General features: G+C 28.7%; 24 protein-coding genes. 21 read left to right on the top strand and 3 right to left on the bottom strand.

Annotated features, from left to right (window positions below; all coding sequences use genetic code 11):
- Positions 1 to 5 precede the first annotated feature (5 nt).
- From LEQ07_RS20740 to LEQ07_RS20725, 4 genes are read left to right on the top strand one after another with little or no spacing between them, the layout of a single operon-like run.
- Positions 6 to 638, top strand: a complete 633-nt coding sequence (locus LEQ07_RS20740) for a 2Fe-2S iron-sulfur cluster-binding protein (RefSeq protein ID WP_332842906.1) — start codon at positions 6 to 8, stop codon at positions 636 to 638.
- Positions 587 to 1,594: a molybdopterin cofactor-binding domain-containing protein gene (locus tag LEQ07_RS20735; RefSeq protein WP_332842918.1), complete on the top strand. Its 1,008-nt coding sequence runs from the start codon at positions 587 to 589 to the stop codon at positions 1,592 to 1,594. Before LEQ07_RS20740 ends, LEQ07_RS20735 begins: the two co-directional genes overlap by 52 nt.
- Entirely contained in the window at positions 1,588 to 2,043 is a 456-nt protein-coding gene (locus LEQ07_RS20730; protein ID WP_332842905.1) for a molybdopterin cofactor-binding domain-containing protein, read from the top strand. The genes LEQ07_RS20735 and LEQ07_RS20730 overlap by 7 nt, the downstream gene beginning before the upstream one ends.
- Before the next feature lie 59 nt (positions 2,044 to 2,102).
- Positions 2,103 to 2,561 (top strand): molybdopterin cofactor-binding domain-containing protein, encoded by a 459-nt coding sequence (locus tag LEQ07_RS20725; RefSeq protein WP_332842904.1) that lies wholly within the window; start codon positions 2,103 to 2,105, stop codon positions 2,559 to 2,561.
- Positions 2,562 to 2,611: 50 nt separating this feature from the next.
- Here LEQ07_RS20725 and LEQ07_RS04185 read toward each other — a convergent pair whose 3' ends face one another.
- Positions 2,612 to 3,250: a 4Fe-4S binding protein gene (locus LEQ07_RS04185; RefSeq protein WP_046822854.1), complete on the bottom strand. Its 639-nt coding sequence runs from the start codon at positions 3,248 to 3,250 to the stop codon at positions 2,612 to 2,614.
- A 3-nt stretch (positions 3,251 to 3,253) separates the two neighbouring features.
- Complete coding sequence (locus LEQ07_RS04180; protein WP_046822853.1) at positions 3,254 to 3,460, bottom strand: 4Fe-4S binding protein; 207 nt, start codon at positions 3,458 to 3,460, stop codon at positions 3,254 to 3,256.
- Positions 3,461 to 3,594: 134 nt separating this feature from the next.
- Here LEQ07_RS04180 and LEQ07_RS04175 point away from each other — a divergent pair, with 134 nt between their 5' ends.
- The 8 genes from LEQ07_RS04175 (at position 3,595) to megL (ending at position 13,289) form a co-directional block, all read left to right on the top strand.
- Positions 3,595 to 4,434, top strand: a complete 840-nt coding sequence (locus LEQ07_RS04175; protein ID WP_226896687.1) for a MerR family transcriptional regulator — start codon at positions 3,595 to 3,597, stop codon at positions 4,432 to 4,434.
- Positions 4,435 to 4,532: 98 nt separating this feature from the next.
- Positions 4,533 to 5,234, top strand: a complete 702-nt coding sequence (locus tag LEQ07_RS04170) for a B3/B4 domain-containing protein (protein WP_046822852.1) — start codon at positions 4,533 to 4,535, stop codon at positions 5,232 to 5,234.
- A gap of 245 nt (positions 5,235 to 5,479) precedes the next feature.
- Positions 5,480 to 6,964: a glycine betaine uptake BCCT transporter gene (locus tag LEQ07_RS04165; protein WP_046821933.1), complete on the top strand. Its 1,485-nt coding sequence runs from the start codon at positions 5,480 to 5,482 to the stop codon at positions 6,962 to 6,964.
- 604 nt (positions 6,965 to 7,568) lie between these two features.
- Positions 7,569 to 8,999 (top strand): Na+/H+ antiporter NhaC, encoded by a 1,431-nt coding sequence (gene nhaC, locus LEQ07_RS04160; RefSeq protein WP_046821932.1) that lies wholly within the window; start codon positions 7,569 to 7,571, stop codon positions 8,997 to 8,999.
- A 16-nt stretch (positions 9,000 to 9,015) separates the two neighbouring features.
- Positions 9,016 to 9,291, top strand: a complete 276-nt coding sequence (locus LEQ07_RS04155; RefSeq protein WP_046821931.1) for a hypothetical protein — start codon at positions 9,016 to 9,018, stop codon at positions 9,289 to 9,291.
- Between the two features lie 118 nt (positions 9,292 to 9,409).
- The gene (locus LEQ07_RS04150; protein ID WP_263329646.1) at positions 9,410 to 10,303 is read left to right on the top strand and encodes an SPL family radical SAM protein; all 894 of its coding nucleotides are present in this window, start codon (positions 9,410 to 9,412) and stop codon (positions 10,301 to 10,303) included.
- 20 nt (positions 10,304 to 10,323) lie between these two features.
- A complete protein-coding gene (locus LEQ07_RS04145) occupies positions 10,324 to 11,901 on the top strand; it encodes a sigma 54-interacting transcriptional regulator (RefSeq protein WP_046821929.1) in 1,578 nt (525 codons plus the stop codon).
- A gap of 194 nt (positions 11,902 to 12,095) precedes the next feature.
- Positions 12,096 to 13,289: a methionine gamma-lyase gene (megL, locus tag LEQ07_RS04140; RefSeq protein WP_046821928.1), complete on the top strand. Its 1,194-nt coding sequence runs from the start codon at positions 12,096 to 12,098 to the stop codon at positions 13,287 to 13,289.
- Between the two features lie 132 nt (positions 13,290 to 13,421).
- Here megL and LEQ07_RS04135 read toward each other — a convergent pair whose 3' ends face one another.
- On the bottom strand, positions 13,422 to 14,168 hold the full coding sequence (locus LEQ07_RS04135) for a hypothetical protein (RefSeq protein WP_046821927.1): 747 nt from the start codon (positions 14,166 to 14,168) through the stop codon (positions 13,422 to 13,424).
- Positions 14,169 to 14,497: 329 nt separating this feature from the next.
- On the opposite strand from LEQ07_RS04135, the gene LEQ07_RS04130 reads away from it, so the two are divergent.
- The 9 genes from LEQ07_RS04130 (at position 14,498) to LEQ07_RS04090 (ending at position 23,003) form a co-directional block, all read left to right on the top strand.
- Positions 14,498 to 15,565: a sulfurtransferase gene (locus LEQ07_RS04130; RefSeq protein WP_046821926.1), complete on the top strand. Its 1,068-nt coding sequence runs from the start codon at positions 14,498 to 14,500 to the stop codon at positions 15,563 to 15,565.
- A 96-nt stretch (positions 15,566 to 15,661) separates the two neighbouring features.
- Entirely contained in the window at positions 15,662 to 16,090 is a 429-nt protein-coding gene (locus LEQ07_RS04125; protein ID WP_263329645.1) for a hypothetical protein, read from the top strand.
- Between the two features lie 203 nt (positions 16,091 to 16,293).
- Positions 16,294 to 17,166 (top strand): 4Fe-4S binding protein, encoded by an 873-nt coding sequence (locus LEQ07_RS04120; RefSeq protein WP_263329644.1) that lies wholly within the window; start codon positions 16,294 to 16,296, stop codon positions 17,164 to 17,166.
- A gap of 231 nt (positions 17,167 to 17,397) precedes the next feature.
- Positions 17,398 to 17,781: a CarD family transcriptional regulator gene (locus LEQ07_RS04115; protein ID WP_263329643.1), complete on the top strand. Its 384-nt coding sequence runs from the start codon at positions 17,398 to 17,400 to the stop codon at positions 17,779 to 17,781.
- 227 nt (positions 17,782 to 18,008) lie between these two features.
- A complete protein-coding gene (gene bcp / locus LEQ07_RS04110) occupies positions 18,009 to 18,464 on the top strand; it encodes a thioredoxin-dependent thiol peroxidase (RefSeq protein WP_046821922.1) in 456 nt (151 codons plus the stop codon).
- Between the two features lie 101 nt (positions 18,465 to 18,565).
- Positions 18,566 to 19,015 (top strand): GNAT family N-acetyltransferase, encoded by a 450-nt coding sequence (locus LEQ07_RS04105; RefSeq protein WP_332842903.1) that lies wholly within the window; start codon positions 18,566 to 18,568, stop codon positions 19,013 to 19,015.
- 220 nt (positions 19,016 to 19,235) lie between these two features.
- Positions 19,236 to 21,113 (top strand): BglG family transcription antiterminator, encoded by a 1,878-nt coding sequence (locus LEQ07_RS04100; protein ID WP_263329641.1) that lies wholly within the window; start codon positions 19,236 to 19,238, stop codon positions 21,111 to 21,113.
- Between the two features lie 28 nt (positions 21,114 to 21,141).
- The gene (locus LEQ07_RS04095) at positions 21,142 to 21,603 is read left to right on the top strand and encodes a PTS sugar transporter subunit IIA (RefSeq protein ID WP_046821919.1); all 462 of its coding nucleotides are present in this window, start codon (positions 21,142 to 21,144) and stop codon (positions 21,601 to 21,603) included.
- Between the two features lie 2 nt (positions 21,604 to 21,605).
- Entirely contained in the window at positions 21,606 to 23,003 is a 1,398-nt protein-coding gene (locus tag LEQ07_RS04090; protein ID WP_046821918.1) for a PTS fructose transporter subunit IIC, read from the top strand.
- Positions 23,004 to 23,049 lie beyond the last annotated feature (46 nt).

The raw sequence follows: 23,049 nt of genomic DNA, 5'->3' as shown, positions 1-23,049 counted from the left end.
CATATATGTTTGAATTCACATTAAACGGGGAAACTGTTCAAGCAAAAGAAAATAAAAAACTACTAGAGTTTTTAAGAGAAGATATGAACATAACTTCTGTAAAAAATGGATGTGCAGAGGGTGCATGTGGAACTTGTATGGTTATTATAGATGGTAAAGCTACAAAAGCTTGCGTATTTAATACACAAAAGCTAGTAGGTAAAAATATTGTTACCATAGAAGGAATGTCTGAGAAAGAAATGGATGCATATGCATATGCATTTACAAATGCAGGAGCAGTACAATGTGGGTTCTGCATACCTGGAATGGTAATAAGTTCTAAAGCATTACTAGATATAAATCCAGATCCAACAGAAGCAGAGATAAGAAAAGCTTTAAGAGGAAACATATGTAGATGTACAGGATATGTAAAGATAGTAGAAGCGGTAAAGCAAGCTGCTAAAATAATTAGAGAAAATATAGAAGTTCCAAAAGTTGAGTGTAAGGGGCTTGTTGGAGATAAATTACATAGAGTTGATGCAGTGGCAAAAACTTTAGGTAAAGCAGAGTATGTAGATGATATTAGAATAGATGGAATGATTTATGGATCTGCAGTAAGAACTATGTATCCAAGGGCTTTAGTAAAAAAATTGATATAGAAGAAGCTAAAAAATATCCAGGTGTAGTAGCTGTATTAACAGCTAAAGATATACCTGGAACAATAAAAGTAGGGCACTTAAAGAAAGACTGGGATACGTTAATTCCAGAAGGTGAAATTACTAGATACCTAGGAGACTCAGTAGCATTAGTTGCTGCAAAATCAAAGGAAGCTTTAGAAGAAGCTAAGAAATTAGTAAAAGTTGATTATGAAGAATTAAAACCTTTAACTTGTCCAGAAGAAGCATTACAAGAAGATGCTCCGGAAATTCATGAAGGTGGAAATATTTTAGTAGAAAAAGAGTTAGTAAGAGGCAATGCTGATGAAAAAATAAAAAATTCTAAGTATGTAGTAACAAGAAGATATTCTGTTCCATTTAATGAACATGCTTTTTTAGAACCAGAATGTGCAGTAGCTGGTCCTTATGAAGATGATGGTGTAATAATATACTCTTCGGATCAAGGAGTATATGCGACTCAACATGAGTGTGCAGATATGCTAGGCCTTCCACATGAAAAAGTTAGAGTAATAAATAAAATGGTTGGCGGAGGATTTGGAGGTAAAGAGGATATGAGTGTTCAACATCATGCTGCTTTACTTGCATATCACACGAAGAAGTATGTAAAGGTTCAATTAACTAGAAAAGAAAGTATAATAGTGCATCCAAAGAAGCATGCAATGGAGATGGAATTTACAACTTCATGTGATAAAAATGGATACTTAACAGCACTAAAAGCTACAATAGTTTCAGATACTGGGGCCTATGCATCACTAGGAGGTCCTGTATTAGAGAGAGCATGTACACATGCAGCAGGACCTTATAACTATCAAGATATAGATATACATGGTAAGGCTGTGTATACAAATAATCCTCCAGGAGGAGCATTTAGAGGATTTGGAGTAACGCAAAGCTGCTTTGCCACAGAATCTAATTTGAATTTACTAGCGGAATGGTAGGAATATCTCCATGGGAGATAAGATACAGAAATGCTATAAGACCAGGGCAAGTATTACCAAATGGACAAATAGCAGATGAAGGAACAGCTATGGTAGAAACACTAGAAGCTGTTAAGAAAGAGTATGATAAATACCCTTATGCAGGAATAGCTTGTGCTATGAAAAATGCAGGGGTAGGAGTAGGAATACCTGATATAGGTAGATGCAAGTTAGCTATAAAAGGTGGGAAAATACATTTAAGAACAAGTGCATCTTGTATAGGTCAAGGATTAGCGACGACTATGATTCAAATGCTTTGTCAGACTACAGGTTTAAAACCAGAAGATGTTATATACCAAGCACCTGACACTCATTTAACTCCTGATTCAGGAAATACTACAGCATCTAGACAAACTGTATTTACAGGAGAGGCAACGAAAATGCATGTCTTCAACTTAAAAAGGAACTAGATTCTGGAAAAACAATAAATGACTTAGAAGGTCAAGAGTTTTTAGGAACATATTCTAGTGTGACAGACAGAATGGGATCTGATAAAGAAAATCCAGTAAGTCACGTTGCCTATGGATATGCTACTCAAGTTGTAATATTAGATGAAAATGGAAAGTTAGAAAAAGTTATAGCTGCACATGATGTTGGTAGAGCAGTTAATCCAATTAATGTTGAAGGTCAAATAGAAGGTGGAGTAGTAATGTCGTTAGGATACGCACTTACAGAAACTTATCCATTAGAAAATTGTGTACCTAAAGCTAAATATGGAACACTAGGGCTTTTTAAATCAACAGATGCTCCACCAATAGAGCCTATAATAATAGAAAAAAATAAAGATGGATTGGCATATGGAGCTAAAGGTATAGGGGAAATAACAGCAATACCAACAGCACCTGCAACAGCAAATGCTTATTATAGATTTGATAAAGAGTTTAGAACTAGCTTACCTCTTATAAATACACCGTATAAGAAAAAATAAAATGTTAATTAATAAAAAATAGACCCCTTTTGTACGGGGTCTATTTTTATTTACTTTGAGCTACATCCGGTAGAGCAAGAAGTACAACCTGATTCACAACCAAAGCCTTCTATTGGTTTATATTTTGCTTTAGAAATAAGCTGAGTCATAGTTCCCATTGGACAGTAAACACACCAAGATTTTGGTTTATATAGCATCATAGTTATAATACCAAGTATTGAAGATGTAAGCATCATACTATAAAATCCAAATGCAAATTGAGCAACCCATGGCGAAACCATACTTACATCAGCCCAATGCCAAGGAACTTTGAATGTCCATATTAAAGTAATGACTTCTTTTAAGTCTTTTGCACTACTAAACACTAAGTAAGTAGTATTTAACATAGATACGAACATAGTTAAAAAGAATACTAAAAATCCATATCTAAACCACTTGCTTTTTAAGAAGTTAGGGATATCTTTATTTCTCGAAAGTTTAAGTTTAGTACCCATTAGGTCCAACATTTGCCCCCTACCACAGTAAACATTACAATATTTTTTCCCTCCGCCAGCTAGAGAGATTATTAAAGGAATTGAGAAGCATAAAAGTCCTAACCATGCAAATAATATATTAAAAAGTCCTAATGTTAAATAAGCTACACTCAAAATCCACATATAATCCGTAAGTTTCTTTTTATTTTTCTTCATATATTAGACCACCTCCATAGTTTTAATATTTATAACTGATGCTGGACAAGATTTAGCACATTTTCCGCAACCAACACATTTTTCAGTATCTATTTTTGCGAATACTCCTTGTTCTATATTTATGATTTGAAGTGGACACACTTTTACGCATGAACCACAAGCTACACAAAGATCAGTATCAACAATTGCTTTTCTTTTTATTTTAGCCATATATTTACCTCCGTTTTAAAAAATGAATTTTCTAAATTATATAATTAATCTAAATTTAATTCTGTAACTTAATCACTAAAAATACAACGAGTGATATAATTAACTAAAAAACATTGATTATAGAGAGGATATAAATGAGTAATAAAACTAATATAAAAGATTTATTTACAATAGGAGAAATAGCGATTTTATTTGATATTAATAAAAAAACATTAAGATATTATGATGAAATAGATTTATTTAAGCCAAGTTATATAGACGAAAAAAACAACTATAGATATTACACAACAAATCAATTTGAAAAATTAAATACTATAATTTATCTAAAAAGCATGGAGATACCTCTAAGTAAAATAAAATATTATTTAGACAATAGAAGTATAAACAACATGCTTAACTTATTTGAAATTCAAGAAGAAGCAATTAAGAAAAAGATAGAAGAATTAGAAATTATACAAAACAAAGTTAAGGGTAGGATTAATAAAATAAAAGATTCAATAGATTATGAAAAAATAAATAAAATAATAGAAGCGGATATTGATGAGAGGTCTATTGTTTTATTAAAGGAAGAGGTTAAAACAAACAAAGACTTAGAGATTTCTATTAGAAAGCTAGAAAATAAGGCAAATAAAAAGTCATCTATATTTTTAGGAGAAGTAGGCGTTTCTATATCTAAAGATAAATTGAAAAATAAATTATTCAAAGATTATGACTCAACTTTTATTTTTGTAGAAAATAAAAAATATAGTAAAGAAATAAGCAAAATTTTACCTAAAGGAAAATATATATGTCTAAGATTTAATGGATTACATGATGATTCTGATATTTATTATGAAAGAATTTTAAAATATATAGAAGAAAATAACTATGAAATATTAGAGGATTCGATAGAAATAACCTTAGTAGATTCAGGATTAACTACAAATTCTTCAGAATATGTAACAGAAATACAAATACTAGTAAAAATATATTGACATTCCAGCTACTGGAATGTTTATTATTTTTTATAATAAATATGGTAGTAAAATACGAGTTTTATTATAAATAGGACTCAAAGTTTTGGAGGATTAATATGAAATTTAGTGTATCAAGTGAAGTATTTGAAAAGTTAGATAATGTTTGTTTTGGAGTTATAGTAGCAAAAGGAATTGATAATAGTTTAGTAAAAAATGATATTGTAGAAAAATTAGATCAATCAATAAAAGACTGTGAAGATAAATTTAAAGATACTAAGGTTAAAGAATTAGAGGGCATACTATGTTATAGAGATGCATTTAAAGAATTAGGAATTAACCCCAATAAATTTATGAGTTCTATTGAAGCTATGCTTACTAGAACATCTAAAGGTAAAGGGCTACCTAACATAAGTCCTATTGTAGATTTAGGAAATGCAGTATCTTTAAAATATATGGTTCCATTAGGAGCACATGATATAGACACATTAGATGGGGACATAGAGGTTAGATTTTCTAAAGAAGGGGATGGTTTTATTCCTTTAGGAACTGAAGAAACAGAAATTTTGGAAGATGGAGAATTGATTTATTCAGCAGGAGATAATGTAAGAACAAGAAGATGGATATGGAGACAAAGCGAGCAAGGAAAAATCACCAATGAAAGTAAAAATATATTTTTCCCTATAGATGGATTTACAAATAAAAACTATGATAGTGTTATGTCGGCAAGAGATGAATTAGCAAATTTATTAAAAGAAGTATTTTCTTGTGATGTAAAGGTAGGATTTATAGATAAAAACAATACAGAATTTGAAATATAAAAATTTGTATAGGGATAATTATAATATTTAGAATAAATATAATTAAATATTAGTAATTAATTAAAAGATATTATTTGAATATATAAAGCTCTGTTTAATAAACATGATAAATAAATTTAAAACTATTTAAGTAAAGTATTACATATAGAGAATCCTTTGATAAGGTTATTATTTACAATAAATAGTATATAAATTGTAAATCATGAGAAAATATTATAAAAAGTATAAATATTAAGGAGTTTTATATGGTATATTATGTATCTGTAATTTTAATAGGATTATTTGTATTATGGGGGCTTATATTACCAGAATCTTTAGGTAGTATTGCAAATACGGCTCTTGAGTTTACAACTAAACAATTTGGTTGGTTATTTCTAATAGTAACATTTATAGTTTTGGTATTTATGATATTACTTGCATTTAGTAAGTATGGTAAATTAAAGCTAGGTAAAGAAAGTGATAAACCAGAATTTAGTAATATAACATGGTTTGGAATGCTATTTAGTGCAGGGATGGGTATTGGACTTGTGTTTTGGGGAGTTGCAGAACCACTAGATCACTATGTATATCCACCGATGGGAATAGAACCTCTTACAGTAGAAGCAGCAAACACATCAATGGTATTTTCATTTTTTCATTGGGGGCTACATGCATGGGCCGTATATTCATTAGTAGGCCTTAGCATAGCTTACTTTAGGTTTAGAAAAGGAAAAACATTATTAGTAAGTCAAACCTTATCACCAATAATAGGAGATAACTCTAATTCAATTAGAGCAAAGATAATAGATATATTAGCAATAATAGCTACAGCATTTGGGATAGCAACCTCTTTAGGTCTAGGAGCGATGCAAATAAATGGAGGGTTGAATAATTTATTTGGATTAGATATAAATTATTTTAATCAATTAATAATAATTGCTATAGCTACTATATTATTTTTGTTATCTGCATCAACTGGCCTTGAAAAAGGAATCAAGATATTAAGTAATATAAATGTTGCAATTGCTATGTTATTATTAATATTTGTTTTTTTAGTAGGGCCTACATCCAAAATACTTAGTATATTCACCAATAGTTTAGGGACATATCTTCAAAATATAATATATATGAGTCTGAGATTAACTCCTTTTAAAGAGTCCAAATGGATATCAGATTGGACGTTGTTTTATTGGGCATGGTGGATAGCTTGGTCTCCTTTTGTGGGTGTTTTTATAGCAAGAGTATCAAAGGGAAGAACTATAAGAGAGTTCATAATAGGAGTACTATTAGTTCCAGCTTTATTTAGTTTCTTATGGTTTTCAGTGTTTGGAGGTACAGCTCTTAACTTAGAAATAAATACTAGTCTAAGTTTAATAAATACATTAAAGACAGATATGTCTTCAACGTTATTTGTAGCTTTAAATAGTTTACCATTAGGATTTATAGCAAGTGTAATTGCAATTGTACTTATAATAACTTTTTTTGTATCATCTGCGGATTCAGCTACATTTGTATTAGGAATGTTTAGTTCTAATGGGTCTATGAATCCTACTAACAAAGTAAAAATAACTTGGGGTGTATTGCAATCATTAATTGCAGTTGCATTGCTATTTACTGGAGGCCTAAAAGGGCTACAAACTATGGCTATAATAACTGCATTGCCATTTAGTATAATTCTAGTAATGATGATTTTATCGCTTATAAAAGAGCTAAAAAAAGAAAAACTATATGATATTCATAAAAGACATTAAGTTATTATAAAGAATTAGATAAATTTAAAGTAAACTATGTATTAAAAATTATTAAATCAATTAAAGTGATTATGGGATAAGCCATAATCACTTTTTTATAAGCATGATGAAATGTGTATATATACATTATTAAATGTTAAATAAAGATTTTAATAAATTAATAGAAAAAAGTTTAATGGGTTACCTGTTTAACCCATTAAAACTTTTACTTGGTTAATGGGTTAAATTTATAACGAGAATTAATAATTACTCAAATTAATTTAAGTAAATGTTTTTTTAAAAAATAAAAATATTTACTTAAATTTCAATAGTTATACGTAATATATTAAAAAAAATAAATAATTTGGCATAGATATTGCTTAACAGTATTGTGAGATTGAAACTAAGAGGGATGGTGATTTTAAATATTCTAGGAAAAGGGTACCAAATTAGAACGGTATTAATTAGTTGTGAGTTAGATAAAAATATTTAAGAATTTATAATGGGAATACAAGCAAAAGTTAAAATATATTGACATTCCCATAACTGGAATGTTTATTATTTTTTATAATGAACATAGGAGTAAAATACAAACAAGAGAGATTGAAAAGGATGGACAGTTAAAATGAGCAAAAATATAGAAAAAAGAAAACCTACGTTTCAGTTTGCAGTATTAGTAATGGTTGCAATTATATCTTTAACTACAGTTGGAATGGTTGTTTTTAAAGCATCTATAACAACTATGTTTTTATTATCATGGTTAATAGTAGTTCCTGCTGCTATGAAATTAGGTTATACAAATAGTGAAATTGAAGAAATGGGATTTGATGTAGGAAAAGGAGCGTTTCAATCTAACATAATTGTACTTTCTGTTGGAGTATTAATTGCTACATGGATAGCAGCTGGAACTATTCCAACTATAGTTTACAGCGGACTTGCTATAATAACACCTAAGTATTTTTTAGTTACAACATTACTAGTATGTTCTTTAACATCTATAGCTACGGGAACTTCATGGGGAACTTTAGGTACTTCAGGGATAGCTTTAATGAGTATTGGAACTAGTATGGGGGTTCCTGCTGGGTTAACAGCTGGTGCAATAATATCTGGTGCGTTTTTCGGAGATAAGATTTCTCCTCTTTCAGATTCTACGAACTTATCAGCAGCAGTTTGCAAAACCGATGTTATAACTCATATAAAACATATGACTTTATCGGCAGTTCCAGCTTATATAATTTGTGTAGTTTTATATACAGTTATAGGATTTAAATATGCTAATAACACTATAGACTACAATCAAATAAACCAAGTAATGGAAGTTTTAAAAGCTAATTTCAATATAGGATTTGTTTCAATAATACCAATAATATTTTTACTTGTTCTATTACTTTTACAAAAACCATCTATAGTTTCTATACTAGCTTCTGGAGTAGTAGGTGCAATTATAGCGTTTTTCCAAGAAGGAGAAAGTGTTAGCAAGCTACTAAATTATATGCTTAATGGTTTTACTATAGATACAGGACTTGAATATACAGATAAACTATTAAATCGTGGTGGAATAATGAGCATGGCAGAGACTGTATTATTAGTATTTATAGTATTTGTTATAGCTGGAATTTTGCAAAAGACAGGATTTTTAGAAGTTTTATTACAACCTATGCTAAGTAAGATAGGAAAGTCTAGAACTAAATTAATTGGAACTACATTTATATCTAGTTATCTTGCAAATGCTTTTAGTTCTTCGATGATGTTTACATCTGTATTTGTAGGAACTATAATGGGACCTTTATACAAGGAATTTAACTTAAAACCTGAAAACTTATCTAGGATTATACAAGATACTGCAACCTTAGGAGCTCCACTAATTCCATGGAATTCAAATGCAATATTTTGTAGTCAGACATTAGGAGTTAGTTCTTTTGAATTTATACCATACTGTTTCTTAAACTGGATAACGCCTTTAATAACATTTATATATGGAGTTACAGGATTTACAATGAAAACATACACAGAAGAAGAAGTTATTATGATGAGAGAGGTTGAAGAAGCTATATAAAAAAGGAGAAATTAATATGGAGTTTCATTATTATTATATAATTCAGGATATTGTAGGTGTGCTTATGGCATTTATAGGTATAAGGATGTTTACATTAAGTATAAGAATGATTTTATCAAGTAAAAAATCTAAAAATGGAATATTAATATCTATTAGCTATGCTTTAGTTACAATTGCTGGGGTTAACTTATTATTTAATAATTTTGGATTAAAGCCTTGGATTGTAAGTATAATCTTGATACTTTTAAGTTTATTAATTACAAATATAGTTAAAACTGATAAAACAATATAAATACATAGATTAAATAAAACTCATGTCCATTGGATATGAGTTTTTTATTGATTTTAAAAATTATATATGGTAAAACCGTATTAAGCAAAATGCTAATTTAGAAAGGATTGAGGTATCAATGGAATTTATACCTGCAAAGACTATTGTATCTGGATATAAAGAAAACCCACATTGGTTTGGTATTAACTATGGTATGAATATATATAAAGGATGTTGCCATGGTTGTATATACTGTGATTCTAGAAGCAACTGCTATCAAATAATAGAATTTGATAGAGTTAGGATTAAAGAAAATTCAACTGAAATAATAAAAAAGGAACTTAAGTCGAAGAAAACAAAAGGGGTTGTAGGTACAGGAGCTATGAGTGATCCATATAATCCATTTGAAGAGAAATTTATGTTAACAAGAGAGGCTTTAAAGGTAGTAGATGAAAATAGATTTGGAATATCAATTGCTACTAAAAGTGATTTAATAACTAGAGACATAGATATATTAAAAAGAATACAAAGTCATTCACCTACTATTATAAAGATAACTATAACTACATATGATGATAATCTATGTAAAAAGATAGAAAGCAATGTATGCCCAACATCTAAAAGATTTAAAGCTTTAAAGAAACTTTCAGACAATGGAATATATGCAGGGGTATTATTAATGCCGATACTGCCTTTTATTAATGATAATGAAGATAATATAAAAAATATTATTAAAAAGGCCTATCAATCTGGAGCTAAGTTTGTATTCACTTATGGACTAGGAGTAACGTTGAGGCAAAATCAAAGAGAGTATTATTTTGAGCAATTAAGAAAAATATTTCCATATGAGAATTTAGATAAAAAGTATATAAAAGTTTATGGAGAATCTTATGAAAATGGGGCTACAAATTATGATAAGCTATGGAAGACTTTTAAAGAAGAGTGTGAAAAATATAATCTTTTATATGATATGAAAGATATTATAGCTGATTATAAAAATAAATATGAAAAAACTCAAATTAGTTGGTTTTAATATAAAAGGGAGACGTTTGTATGGTTAGGTTTGAAGTAAATACAAAAGATAGATTTGGTATTACAACCGAGATTTTGTACAAGCTTTATAATAAAAAGATAGATTTGGTATCTATGGAAGTTTTTCCTACAAAGGTTTGTATAAAGATAAATGATATCGATGCAAAAACTAAAGAAGTATTAAAAGAAGCCATTTGTAGCATAGCAGATGTAATATCAGTAAATGAAGTAGAACTTTTATCTTACGAAAAGAATGAGAGGCAACTTCTTGCAGTTATTAACTCAGTAGATGAAGGAATTATATCTATTGATAAGGACTTTAAAATTAATATATTCAATAATTACTGCCAAAAATTATTTAATTATAAAAAAGCAGAAGTAGTAGGTAGAGACATTAGAGAAATTGTAGGTAATGATGATATAATTGCGGACTTAGTTAATAAGGGAATCGAGTACGATAATATAAAATCTAGTTTGAAGCATGGAAACACCACAAGTAGTTATATTACTACAGGTAGAAGAATAACTAACGATTATGATGAAACTGTTGGAGCAGTTATTTCTATTAAAGATGTTAATAAAGCTAAACAACTTGTTAAAATAATAAATAAAAATGATGATGGTCCGTTTAAAGATATAATTGGAAATAGTAAAAGCATGGGTAAAGTAAAAAAAGTAACTACAACAATTGCTAAGAGTAACTCTACTGTTTTATTAAGAGGGGACAGTGGTACAGGTAAAGAACTCTTTGCAAATGCCATTCATAAATTAAGTGATAGAAAAGATGAAAGATTTGTAGCTATTAACTGTGCTGCACTGCCAGATAGTTTATTAGAAAGTGAGCTATTTGGATATGAAAAAGGAAGTTTTACAGGAGCAATGCAAAGCGGTAAAGAAGGTTTATTTAAAGAAGCTAATAAAGGAACTATATTTTTAGATGAAATAGGAGAATTATCAATGATTCTTCAAGCTAAACTACTTAGGGTTTTACAAGAAGGAAAAATAAGAAAAATAGGAAGTAGCAAAGAAGAAGCTGTTGATGTTAGGGTAATAGCAGCTACTCATAAAAATCTTGAAAAGATGATAAAAGAGGGAACTTTTAGAGAGGATTTATATTATAGATTAAATGTAATTCCTATTAAGATACCAAATTTAAAAGAACGATTAGATGATATACCTATATTAGTTCAATTTTTTATAAATAAACTTAATAAGAAGTTAAATAAAGATATAAGAGGTTTTAAGAAAGAATTTATAGATGAGTTAATGAGTTATGATTGGCCAGGGAATGTAAGAGAGCTTCAAAATTTAATTGAGAGAGCTATGAATTTATGCAATGGAGATATTTTAACTACTCAACATATTGTTATAGACTCTATATATAAAGATGAAGATATTACTGATAGTTTTATAGAAGAAGATGAAGAGATAGAATTTAATTCATTAAAAGAAGAAATGGAAAGATATGAAAAAGAAATAATTATGAAAGTATATAAGTCCAATAAAAGTTATAGATCAAGTGCAAAAACACTAGGAATATCTCACACTGCAGTTATGAATAAAGTTAAAAAATATAATATAAAGGAAGATGATTTGTAAATAAATATTTACATTAAAAAATTATCTTTTAAAATATAAATTACAGCTTTGTGTAAACGTTTCGAAAGATAGCGTATTTTCAATGTTTTTGCGATTTTAAAATTAAATAAATATTTTTATTCCAAAATTAAAAAGTTTGGCATGAGAGTTGCTCATATATAATAGCGTAAATAAAATTAAAGGGGGAACTCAAAATGGAAAACTTAAAGAATAAAAAATTCGCAACAAAAGCTATACACGGAGGACATAAAAAGGATCCAGTATCAGGGGCTTTAACTACACCTATATATCAAACATCAACTTTCGTATTTGATAGTGCTGAACAAGGTGGTAGAAGATTTGCATTAGAAGAAGATGGATTTATATATTCAAGACTTGGGAACCCAACAAATGCGCAACTAGAAGAAAAAATGGCACTATTAGAAAATGGAGAGGCTTGTATGTCAACAGGTTCAGGAATAGGTGCTATAACTTCAGCATTATGGACTGCATTAAAAGCAGGAGATCATATAGTTGCAAGTAAAACTTTATATGGTTGTACTTATGCAATGTTAAACCATGGAATAAGCAGATACGGAGTAGAAGTTACTTTTGTAGATGCAACTAACTTAGATGAAGTAAAAGGAGCTATGAAAGAAAACACTAAAGTTGTTTACTTAGAAACTCCAGCTAACCCAGACTTAAAATTAGTTGATATAGAAGCTATATCTAAAATAGCTCATACAGTAGAAGGTTGTATGGTATTTGTTGATAATACTTTCTGCACTCCATACTTACAAAGACCACTTGAATTAGGAGCTGACGTTGTTGTTCATTCTGCCACTAAATACCTAAATGGACACGGAGATGTTATCGCAGGTTTCGTTATTGGTAAAAAAGACTTTATAACTCAAGTTAGATTATTCGGAGTTAAGGATATGACAGGTTCTGTTTTATCTCCATTTGATGCTTACTTAATATTAAGAGGAATGAAAACTTTACAAATAAGAATGGATAGACACACTAAGAATGCTATAGAAGTTGCTAAATTCTTAGAATCTCATGCAAATGTAGAAGCAGTTAGCTATCCAGGATTAGAAAGTTTCCCACAATATGAATTAGCTAAAAAACAAATGGATATGCCAGGAGGTATGATAGCATTTGAAGTTAAAGGTGGACTTGAAGGTGGTAAAAAATTACTAAATTCTTTAGAATTATGTACTCTTGCAGTTAGTTTAGGTGATTGTGAAACATTAATACAACATCCGGCTTCAATGACTCATTCTCCATATACTCAAGAAGAAAGAGCTGAAGCTGGAATATCTGAAGGATTAATAAGAATATCTGTTGGTCTTGAAGATGCAGAAGATATAATAGCTGACTTAAAACAAGGTTTAGATAGATTATAAAAAATAAATTTAAGGTAAACTATGTATTAAATATTATTTTTTAGTTTAAAGGGTTTATGAACAATGTCATAAACCCTTATTATTTGCAACTAAAAATATAGCATTAACTTATAGCATTTAAAATGATTTAGATTATTTTAATTTAAAAAATTTTAGTGCTTTTTCTTTTTCTTCTTCACTGGCAAGCCAAGTTTTTATAAATGGATATTCTAAAATAACTTGAAAATCATTGCTCACATTAAGTTTATGGATAATTATCATATAACTTGGAGTAGGAACAACTTCATGAACATAGCTTATTGCACCCCAATGGTCATCTTTTACAGGATATCGTAGACCCAAAAGAAAATTTTCTACTGTATAGATAAAAGCATAAAATGAAGGGGAAGGATGATCCATATTTGCTAAAATATCTCTATTAGCATCATACATATATCCCGTTTGAGATAATATACATTGTAAATTTTTATAGTTTTCAATTTTATATAATTGATCTATATAGTCTGGACTGAACATATTATCACTATCAATTCTTATATGAAATACATATTTATATGGACTAATAATTTCTTTTATTAAGTTATCTCCATCATCTGTAAAAATTATATTGCCAGGCAACTTTGGATATCTAGAAAGAGAATCAGCTATAATATCTTTTGTTCCAGGTGTATGTCTTAATATACATTTAAAATTTTGATTAGTTTGGTTTATGAGACTTTTAGCTGTATAATCCATAAATACGTCTATTCTTGGATCTATCCATTCTTTGGTTTGAGCTTTTTGGGATATTGTGGAGTAAAGAATTTTAAATCCACACCAAAAAGGATGATCTAATATATTGAATGGAATATCTATAATCATTATCTTTTCATTAAGCATGAAAATTACACTCTCCTATAGAGTTATAAGTTAGATAAAAAATATTATCTAGTTTATAATATTCACATCCTATAATTTTCGTCACATTTTGATTTATTAGGGATTTTGATCATAATAAATATAGAAAATATAAATGATGTTAATATAAAGTATAGTTTTTTTCTATAAAGATTGGAGATTTATGTCGTATGTGATAAAATGTTGGAGAAAATTTTAATAAATTTAAAATTTTTAGAATTATTTTTATTAAGAAAAGCTAGAATAAACATTGAAATCATCTGAAAGAATAATTTTTTTAAGACAATGAAAATCATAACGGAGGAAGATGTATGAAAAGAAAATTAATTAGTGCATTGATTGGAATCACAATGGTAGCAACAATGGCAGTAGGATGTAGCAAATCTTCAAATGAATCACAAGAGTCAACGAAAGCAAAGTCAGATGTAAAAGCTGAACAAGTAGATACAAAAAAAGTATTTGTATCTCCTCAGTGGGTACAAAGTGTAATAGATGGAAATCAACCAGAATCTAAAAATTATGAGGTTTTAGAAGTTTCTTGGGGAACTTACAAAGATAGTCCAACTTATACAAAAGGACATATTCCAGGGGCAATACATGTAGATACTTCAAGTGTTGAATCTGAACCAATTTGGAATATATCAGATCCTAAAGTAGTTGAAAAAGGAATGTTAGATTTAGGAGTTACAAAAGATAAAACTATTATATTATATGGAAATGATATTTCTGCTGTAAGTAGAGTTGCATATGCATATCTTTGGGCAGGAGTTGAAAATGTTAAAGTATTAGACGGTGGAATCGATGCTTGGGAAAAAGCTGGATACAAGACTGAAACTAAAGTAGAAAAAGCTACTCCAGCAAAAGATTTTGGAGCTACAGTACCTGCACATCCAGAATATTGGATGTCTATAGATGAAGTTAAAAAGAAATTAAAAGACGATTCGAATTTCCGTTTAGTTAGTATAAGAAGTAAAGATGAGTTTGATGGGAAAACAAGTGGATACACTTATATAGATAGAGCTGGTGAGCCTAAGGGTGCAGTTTGGGGTCATGCAGGAAGTAATGCGTATAGTATGGAAGATTACTTACACAAAGATGGTACAGTTATAACTGCTGATGAAATGCAAAAACTATGGTCAGATTCTGATATCAAAAAAGATAATGAGCTTTCATTCTACTGTGGTACAGGATGGAGAGCTTCAGTTCCTTGGTTAATTGCTTATGATGCAGGATGGGAAGGAATGACTGTTTATGATGGTGGTTGGAATGAGTGGCAAATGCATGGAAATCTTCCAGTACAAGTAGGAGATCCTAATAGTGGAGATTGTCAATACACTACAGTAGACAAGTTGCCAACAGATAAGGCTGCAAAAAAATAAATTATATAAAATTATATAAAATATATTATAATAAGAATAAGCACTGCATAGATTGCAGTGCTTATCTTAGATTTTAGACAAGGAAGTTGATATTATATGGGAACATCAAAGAAGGTTTTTTATGTTTTACTAACTTTAGTAGAAGCAATAATGTTAGTTGGTGCATATTTAGTAAATTATTTTACTCATGCTAAAATGGGTATGTTAAGACATGTAGCACATAAAAACTATGTTTGGGAGCAACAATATTCAATACAAAATATAAAATATGTATCGATATTAGTTGTAGTTATACTAATGCTTATTGTATTAAGAATGTATTTAAAAAGAAAGCATATTCTTGAAAAAATAGTGACTATAATGAATGTTACTATGGTTGTATTTGTAATTGCATTTGCTACATTTATATTAATGTATTCATCTGAAGAAATAAGAGCGTTTTATTATATGAGTGCTATATTTGGGATAGTAACTTTAATCCAAATTATAAAAACTTTTATAGGTGTTATATGGTATAAAAATTAAATAAGAAATTAATTAAAATAAAAACAGTCTCGAAACAGTTAGGTAATTACTGCTATTACTAAGCTATTTTGAGACTTTTTTATTATTAGAAAAACGTATAATTACTATAAATAATTTCAATTAATAAATGTGCACATGTAATGATATAATTTATTCCGGATGAAATTATATAATAATCAAAATAACATTAGGAGGTAAATACAATGGAACGAATATTATCATTACAAGAAAAAAATGAATTAAAGTCTAAAGGAATAGTTCCTCAAAAACAAGACGGTTACTTTGCTATAAGAGTAATAGGTAAATCAGGAGTATTTACTTCAAAAGAATTTGGCATATTATCTAAAGTTGCAGAGCAATATGGGAACAAAGAATTGAATTTAACTAGTAGGTTAACTGTAGAAATACCATATATAAAGTATGATGATATAGAAAAAGTTATAGAAATAGTACAAGAAAATGGATTAATAGTAGGTGGAGGAGGTAAGACTGTAAGAGCAATTTTATCTTGCAAAGGTAGTGTTTGTGCTAACAGTCTTATAGATACTCAAAAGATATCTCAAGAAGTTCATAATGAGTTTTTTGGAAGAGAGCTACCTGCTAAATTTAAAATAGCAGTATTAGGCTGTAAAAATAGCTATGGTAAGGCTCAATCTAATGATTTGAGTATATTACCATTAACAGGGGTTAGGATAGACAATAGAAAGTGTATTGAATGTAAAGTATGTTTAAAGGTATGCCCTGATAAAGCATTTGAGTGTAAAGATAGCAAGTATTCAATAGTAGAGGATAAATGCAGCAACTGTGGTAAGTGCATTAGTTTTTGTCCAGCACATGCTGTAGAGAGTGATAATAAAAAAATAGATATCTTAGTTTTTATAGGTGGAAGAATGGGTAGACAAGCTAGCTTAGGAAAGCCATTAAGAAAGAAATTTAAACAAGAAGATACATTACGAGTTATAGACAGCGTAGTTAACTATTTTAAAGAAAATGCAAATGAAGGAGAGAGATTTGCTCAGCTTATAGATCGAGTTGGATTTGATAAAGTTGAAGATTGTATTATAAATTCTATATAGTTTTTAACTATAAATACATAAAAAAAAGTTTTTATTTACATTAAAAGCTTAAAATGTGGTAAAATAATATTACAACGAGTAGTTTTGATGACGTAAGTCCTGTTGTCAAAACTACTTTTTTTATATAATGAATGTGAAATTATATATATAAATATAATTTCTATTATGGGTCAAAAAAGCCAGCCTAAAAGTAGGTAGCTTTTTTATTATGTTAAGGATGGTGAAATCTTAATGTTTAAGATTGACGATTGTGTAATGTACGGTATGACAGGAGCATGTAAAGTTATAGACATAACTAATGAAAAGTTTATAAACGGAGAGAACAGAAAGTATTATGTATTAAGTCCAGTTTATGCTGAAAATATAATAATAAAAGCCCCTGTGGATAATAAAAATATTCCAATGAGAAAGACTATATCTAAAAGCAGTGCAACTTCACTACTAAATGATATGGCTAACATGGATATTTCATGGATCGACGATGATAAAACAAGAAATAAAGAGTTTAATGCAATGCTGAAAAGCGGTAAATGTGAAGAACTTATAAAACTAATAAGAAATATATATTGCAATAATGAAAAAGTAAAATCTATTGGAAAAAACCACATCAAGTAGATGATAATGTTATGAAAGAAGCAGAAAGACTTTTAAACGAAGAACTTGCAATTGCTTTAAACATATCTCCAGATGAAGTAATTCCATATATAACAAGTCATATACCGCAACAAAATATTTAATTAAATCATTTTAAATGCAACCTGAAAAAATTATAGTAAGTAAAAGTTTAATAACAAAGCATATTTGGTATATATTTAATAAATATAAACCGGAGGAAAAATAATATGTTAGAAGCAGGAGCAAAAGCACCAGATTTCAGACTACAAGATAAAGACGGAAACTTAGTAAGTTTATCAGAGTTTAAAAATAAAAAAGTAGTATTATATTTCTACCCTAAGGATAGTACTCCAGGGTGTACTAAGCAAGCATGTTCATTTAGAGATAATTTTGATAGGTTTAAATCAAAAGATATGGTAGTAATAGGTATAAGTAAGGATAGTGTAAAATCACATGAAAGATTTGCACAAAAAAATGAATTACCATTTATACTTTTATCAGATCCTGATCTTGATGCAATAAAAGCTTACGATGTATGGCAAGAAAAGAAATTATATGGCAAACTTGGATTTGGAGTTGTTAGAACAACTTATATAATAGATGAAAATGGTTTTATAGAAAAGGTATATGATAAAGTTAAGGCAGATAAAAATGTAGGTGAAATATTAGAATATATAGGATAGATATATTACTTTTACCTTATAGCGATAACAAAGTACATTGATATTTATCAATGTACTTTTTATTTGTAACTACTTAAAAAAAGTATTAGGGAGTGATGAACATGAACTTGAACATAAAAGAAATTAATGAAAAAAATTATCAAGAAATAACTAGTTTAAAAGTAGGGAAAGAACAACTTGGATATATTGAGACTGTAGAAGATTGTTTAAAAGAATCAAAGGAATTTTCGTTATGGAGGCCGGTAGGAATATATGATGGAGATAAAGCTGTAGGATTTGCTATGTATGGATTATTTAAAGATGAAGGGAAAAGAGGTAGAGTTTGGCTAGACAGATTTTTAATTTCTCATGAAAATCAAGGGAAGGGATATGGAGAAGCTGGAGTAAGACTTTTGCTAAATAAGCTAAAAGATGAATATGGATACAATAAGATTTATTTAAGTGTATATGATAACAATACAGGAGCTATTTCTTTATATAAAAAAATTGGGTTTGAATTTAACGGAGAGTTTGATATAAATGGGGAAAGTGTAATGGTAATAAATATGTAGAGAAAAAATATAACTTTATTTTAAAAATAATAAAAAGAAAGCTAAGGTTAGCTTTTTTTTTGATTTATAATATAAACATCAATTTAACAATTAAGAAAAATGTAGAAAATTGATATAAACACACGAAATTTTAAAAGGGTAAATTATTGTATGTTTTACAAAAAAAGAACATAGGATAAAATTAAATCATAATAGAGAGTCTGGAGGATGAAACCTATAGATGAAAATTAGCAAACGCCAAAGTTTAATATTAAATTACTTGAATGATCATCATTACATATCACTAAAACAAATTGCTAAAAAATTTGAAATAACTACAGCAACAGTAAAAAATGAAATTATATTAATTAATGAGATATTAGCAAATTATGATACACAGTTATTAATACAAGAAAATAATAAAATAAAGATTATAAATAAAGAAAAATTTATAGTTTTTTTAAAAGAAGCACAGTCTCTTATAGAGTTTACAATCCAAAATCAAATATTGATGACCATAATATTAGAAAGAGATTTTATAACAATGCAAGAAATAGCAGATAAATTATTTGTTAGTAAATCATTGATAGAAAAACAATTGGTATCAATATTAAAAAAATATAAGGATGATATTCAATCTATTAGGCATTATGGAATAAGGTATTCATCTTCAAAATTAGATAGAATGTCTTTATTTGTAAAGTTAGTGATTCCTTATATGAAAGGAATAGATTTTTTCGAAGAAGTAAATAGATTTGATAAATTGCACTTTAATATGAGGGATTATTTTAAAGTTAGGGAAATCGATATCTGTATATTGATTATAGATTATATAAAAGAAATCAATATATTTACATTTACAGATGAATCTATAAAGCAACTATTTTTATATTTACTATTTTTATTGAAAGATATAAGAGAAGAAAATATTCATAAAGAAAATAAGTCTTTTACTAGATTAATAAAAGACTTACCAAATTTCAATAAGTATTCTGAAATAGTTAGTGATATAAATAAAAAATTTAATTTATCTTTAAGAGAAGGTGACAAGCACTATCTATGTTATTTATTTTCTGTATTGAAAAAAAACAACTCATTAAACACAAGTGAGAAAATTGAAAAATTAAAGCCGACTATAAATAGGATTTTAGATAGAATTAAAAGTGAATTATCAATTGACTTATTTATGGATGAACAATTAAAAAAAGGATTATCTATACATTTATACTCGACTATAAGCAGGGGAGGATACTCTGTATTAAGTGAAATTTACAGTTTAAGTGATATAAAAAAATTATATCCATTTGCATTTGAAATGTCTACTATAACAGCAGATGTAATAAATGAAGATTATAAATATCGATTTTTAGATAATGAGCTTATATACCTATCCTTGCATTTTCAGACAGCTATAGAAAGAGCAAAGAGTAATAAGGATAAAATTAGAGTATTAATTGTTTGCCACTTAGGACAAGTATCAACAGATTTAATAGTAAACAGAATAAAAAATATGTATAAAGATATAGAGATTGTTGGAGCATATTCAGTTCAAACTTTCTTAAAGATGAAAAAAGATTGTTATGATTTTATAATATCAACTGAACAACTTCCAAATCAACATAAAGATGTAATTTACGTATCCCCTCTTATTAAAGAACAAGATAAAGAAAATATTGAAGCTTATATAAAAAGAAGTGAAAGTAAAAAACTATTTGAAGAATTGTTACAAAAAGGAGCTTTTATAGAAGTAGAAAATGCTAAAAACTATGAAGATGTTTTGAAAGAAATGGTAAAAGTTTTTAAGAAAAAATCTAGTGTAGATGATAAATATTTAGATAGTGTTATAAATAGAGAACAACTATCTACAACTAATATAAATAATATAGCTATCCCACATGGGAAAGCGAGTCATGTTATTGAAAGCTCAATATGTATAGCGTATATAAAAGATGGAGTAAAGTGGGGAGACACAATAGTTTACCATGTATTCTTAATTGCTTTTGATAATGAATTATTAGAACAAAACCCAGAGTTTTTCAATAATTTTTATAGGAAAATTGCACAAATAGATAGTGAAGAATCTATAGAGAACATGGAATCTATAGATAAAATAAATTAATTGAATTAATGTATTAGGAGGAAATAAAATGATAAAAAATTTATTAAAAAAAGAATTAATATTTGATGGTATAAAAGTAAATGGAGGAAATAAAGAGGAAGCATTAAAGATTATAAGTGACCTTGTTGTAAATAGCTCAGATGTATGTTCACAAGATTTATTAAATGGATTTTTAAAAAGAGAAGAAGAATCATCAACTGGATTTGGTGGATATGTGGCAATACCACATACAAAACTTGAAGGAGTAAAAAATCCATTTATATCTATAATTAAATTTGAAAATAATATAGAGTGGGAGTCATTAGATGATGAACCTGTAAAAGTTGCTATAGCTTTAGTTATGCCTGCTACAGATGAAGGCAATATTCATCTTCAAATTATATCAAAGTTTGCAAGAAAACTTATGGATGATGATTTTGTAGAGGTACTATTAAATGAAAGTGATAAAGAAAAGCTATACAATTATATAATATCTGAAATGGAGGGGTAAGCATGAAAATATTGGGGGTTACTAAATGCCCAGTGGGGGTAGCTCATACCTATATGGCAGCTGAAAAGCTTGAAATTGTAGGTAAAAAATTAGGACACGAAATGAAAATTGAGACTCAAGGATCACAAGGTGTAGAAAATTCACTTACTGATGAAGATATAAAAAATTGCGATTACATAATAATAGCAGCAGATGTCGCAATAGAAGGAAAAGATAGATTTGCAGGTAAAAAGGTTATAGAGGTTCCTATAAAAGAAGCTATAAAAAGTGCAAAAACTCTTATAGAAAATTTACCTACTAATGCAAAAATACAAGAAGAAAAAGCTGAAAATAAGTCGGATAAAAAATCTGCTTCAGGGGGATCTGTAAAAGAACTTATGAATGGAGTTTCGCATATGATACCATTCGTTGTTGTAGGGGGATTATTTATAGCATTGGCTATTGCAATAGGAGGAAATCCTACTGCATCTGGAATGGTGATACCAGAAGGTTCTATATGGAACAAAGTTAGTGCAATAGGAGGAATTGGATTTACATTAATGATACCTATACTTGCTGGATTTATAGCAATGTCTATAGCAGGAAGAGCTGCATTAGCACCAGCTATGATATGTGCTATGGTTGCAAATGATGGAGCAATATTAGGAACTTCAAATGGTACAGGATTTATAGGTGCGATAATAGTTGGATTTATGGCTGGATACTTAGTTAAGTGGATGAACACATGGAAAGTACCAAAAGATTTAAGAGCAATTATGCCGATATTTGTTATTCCAATAATAAGTGTTTCAGTTATTTCAGCAGCTTTAATATTAATATTAGGAGCACCAATTTCATGGATTATGGATGGATTAAACTTAATGTTAGCATCTCTTGCAGCAAATCCAGCGTTAAGTATTGTTTTAGGATTAGTGCTTGGAGCTATGGTTGCAATAGATATGGGTGGTCCAATTAATAAAACTGCATTCCTATTTGGAGTTGCATCAATAGCAGCAGGTAATCCTTTGGTAATGGGAGCTGTAGCTTGTGCTATACCTGTTCCACCATTAGCTATGGGGTTTGCTACATTCATAGCTAAGGATAAGTTCACAGAAGAAGAAAGAGGAGCTGGATTATCAGCATTCTTAATGGGACTTATCGGAATTACAGAAGGTGCAATACCTTTTGCATCAGGAGATCCAAAACGTGTTATACCTTCTATAGTAGTAGGAAGTGCAATAGCAGGAGCTATGGGAATGGTATTTAAAATAACTGATAATGTTCCTCATGGAGGTCCAATTGTTGGATTGCTAGGAGCAACAAGTAACTTATTACTATTCTTAGCTGCAATAGCAATAGGAACAGTTGTAGCAGCATTACTTTTAATAGGTATTAAGAAAAAAAGCTTAAATGCAAATTAAATATATCAATTAAAAAGACTTGGAAGATCCAAGTCTTTTTTATGCA

Source organism: Paraclostridium sp. AKS73 (assembly GCF_025671395.1).
GTDB lineage: Bacteria > Bacillota > Clostridia > Peptostreptococcales > Peptostreptococcaceae > Paraclostridium > Paraclostridium benzoelyticum.
The sequence above is the reverse complement of the archived record's forward strand: the minus strand, read 5'-3'. Positions and strand labels throughout refer to the sequence as shown.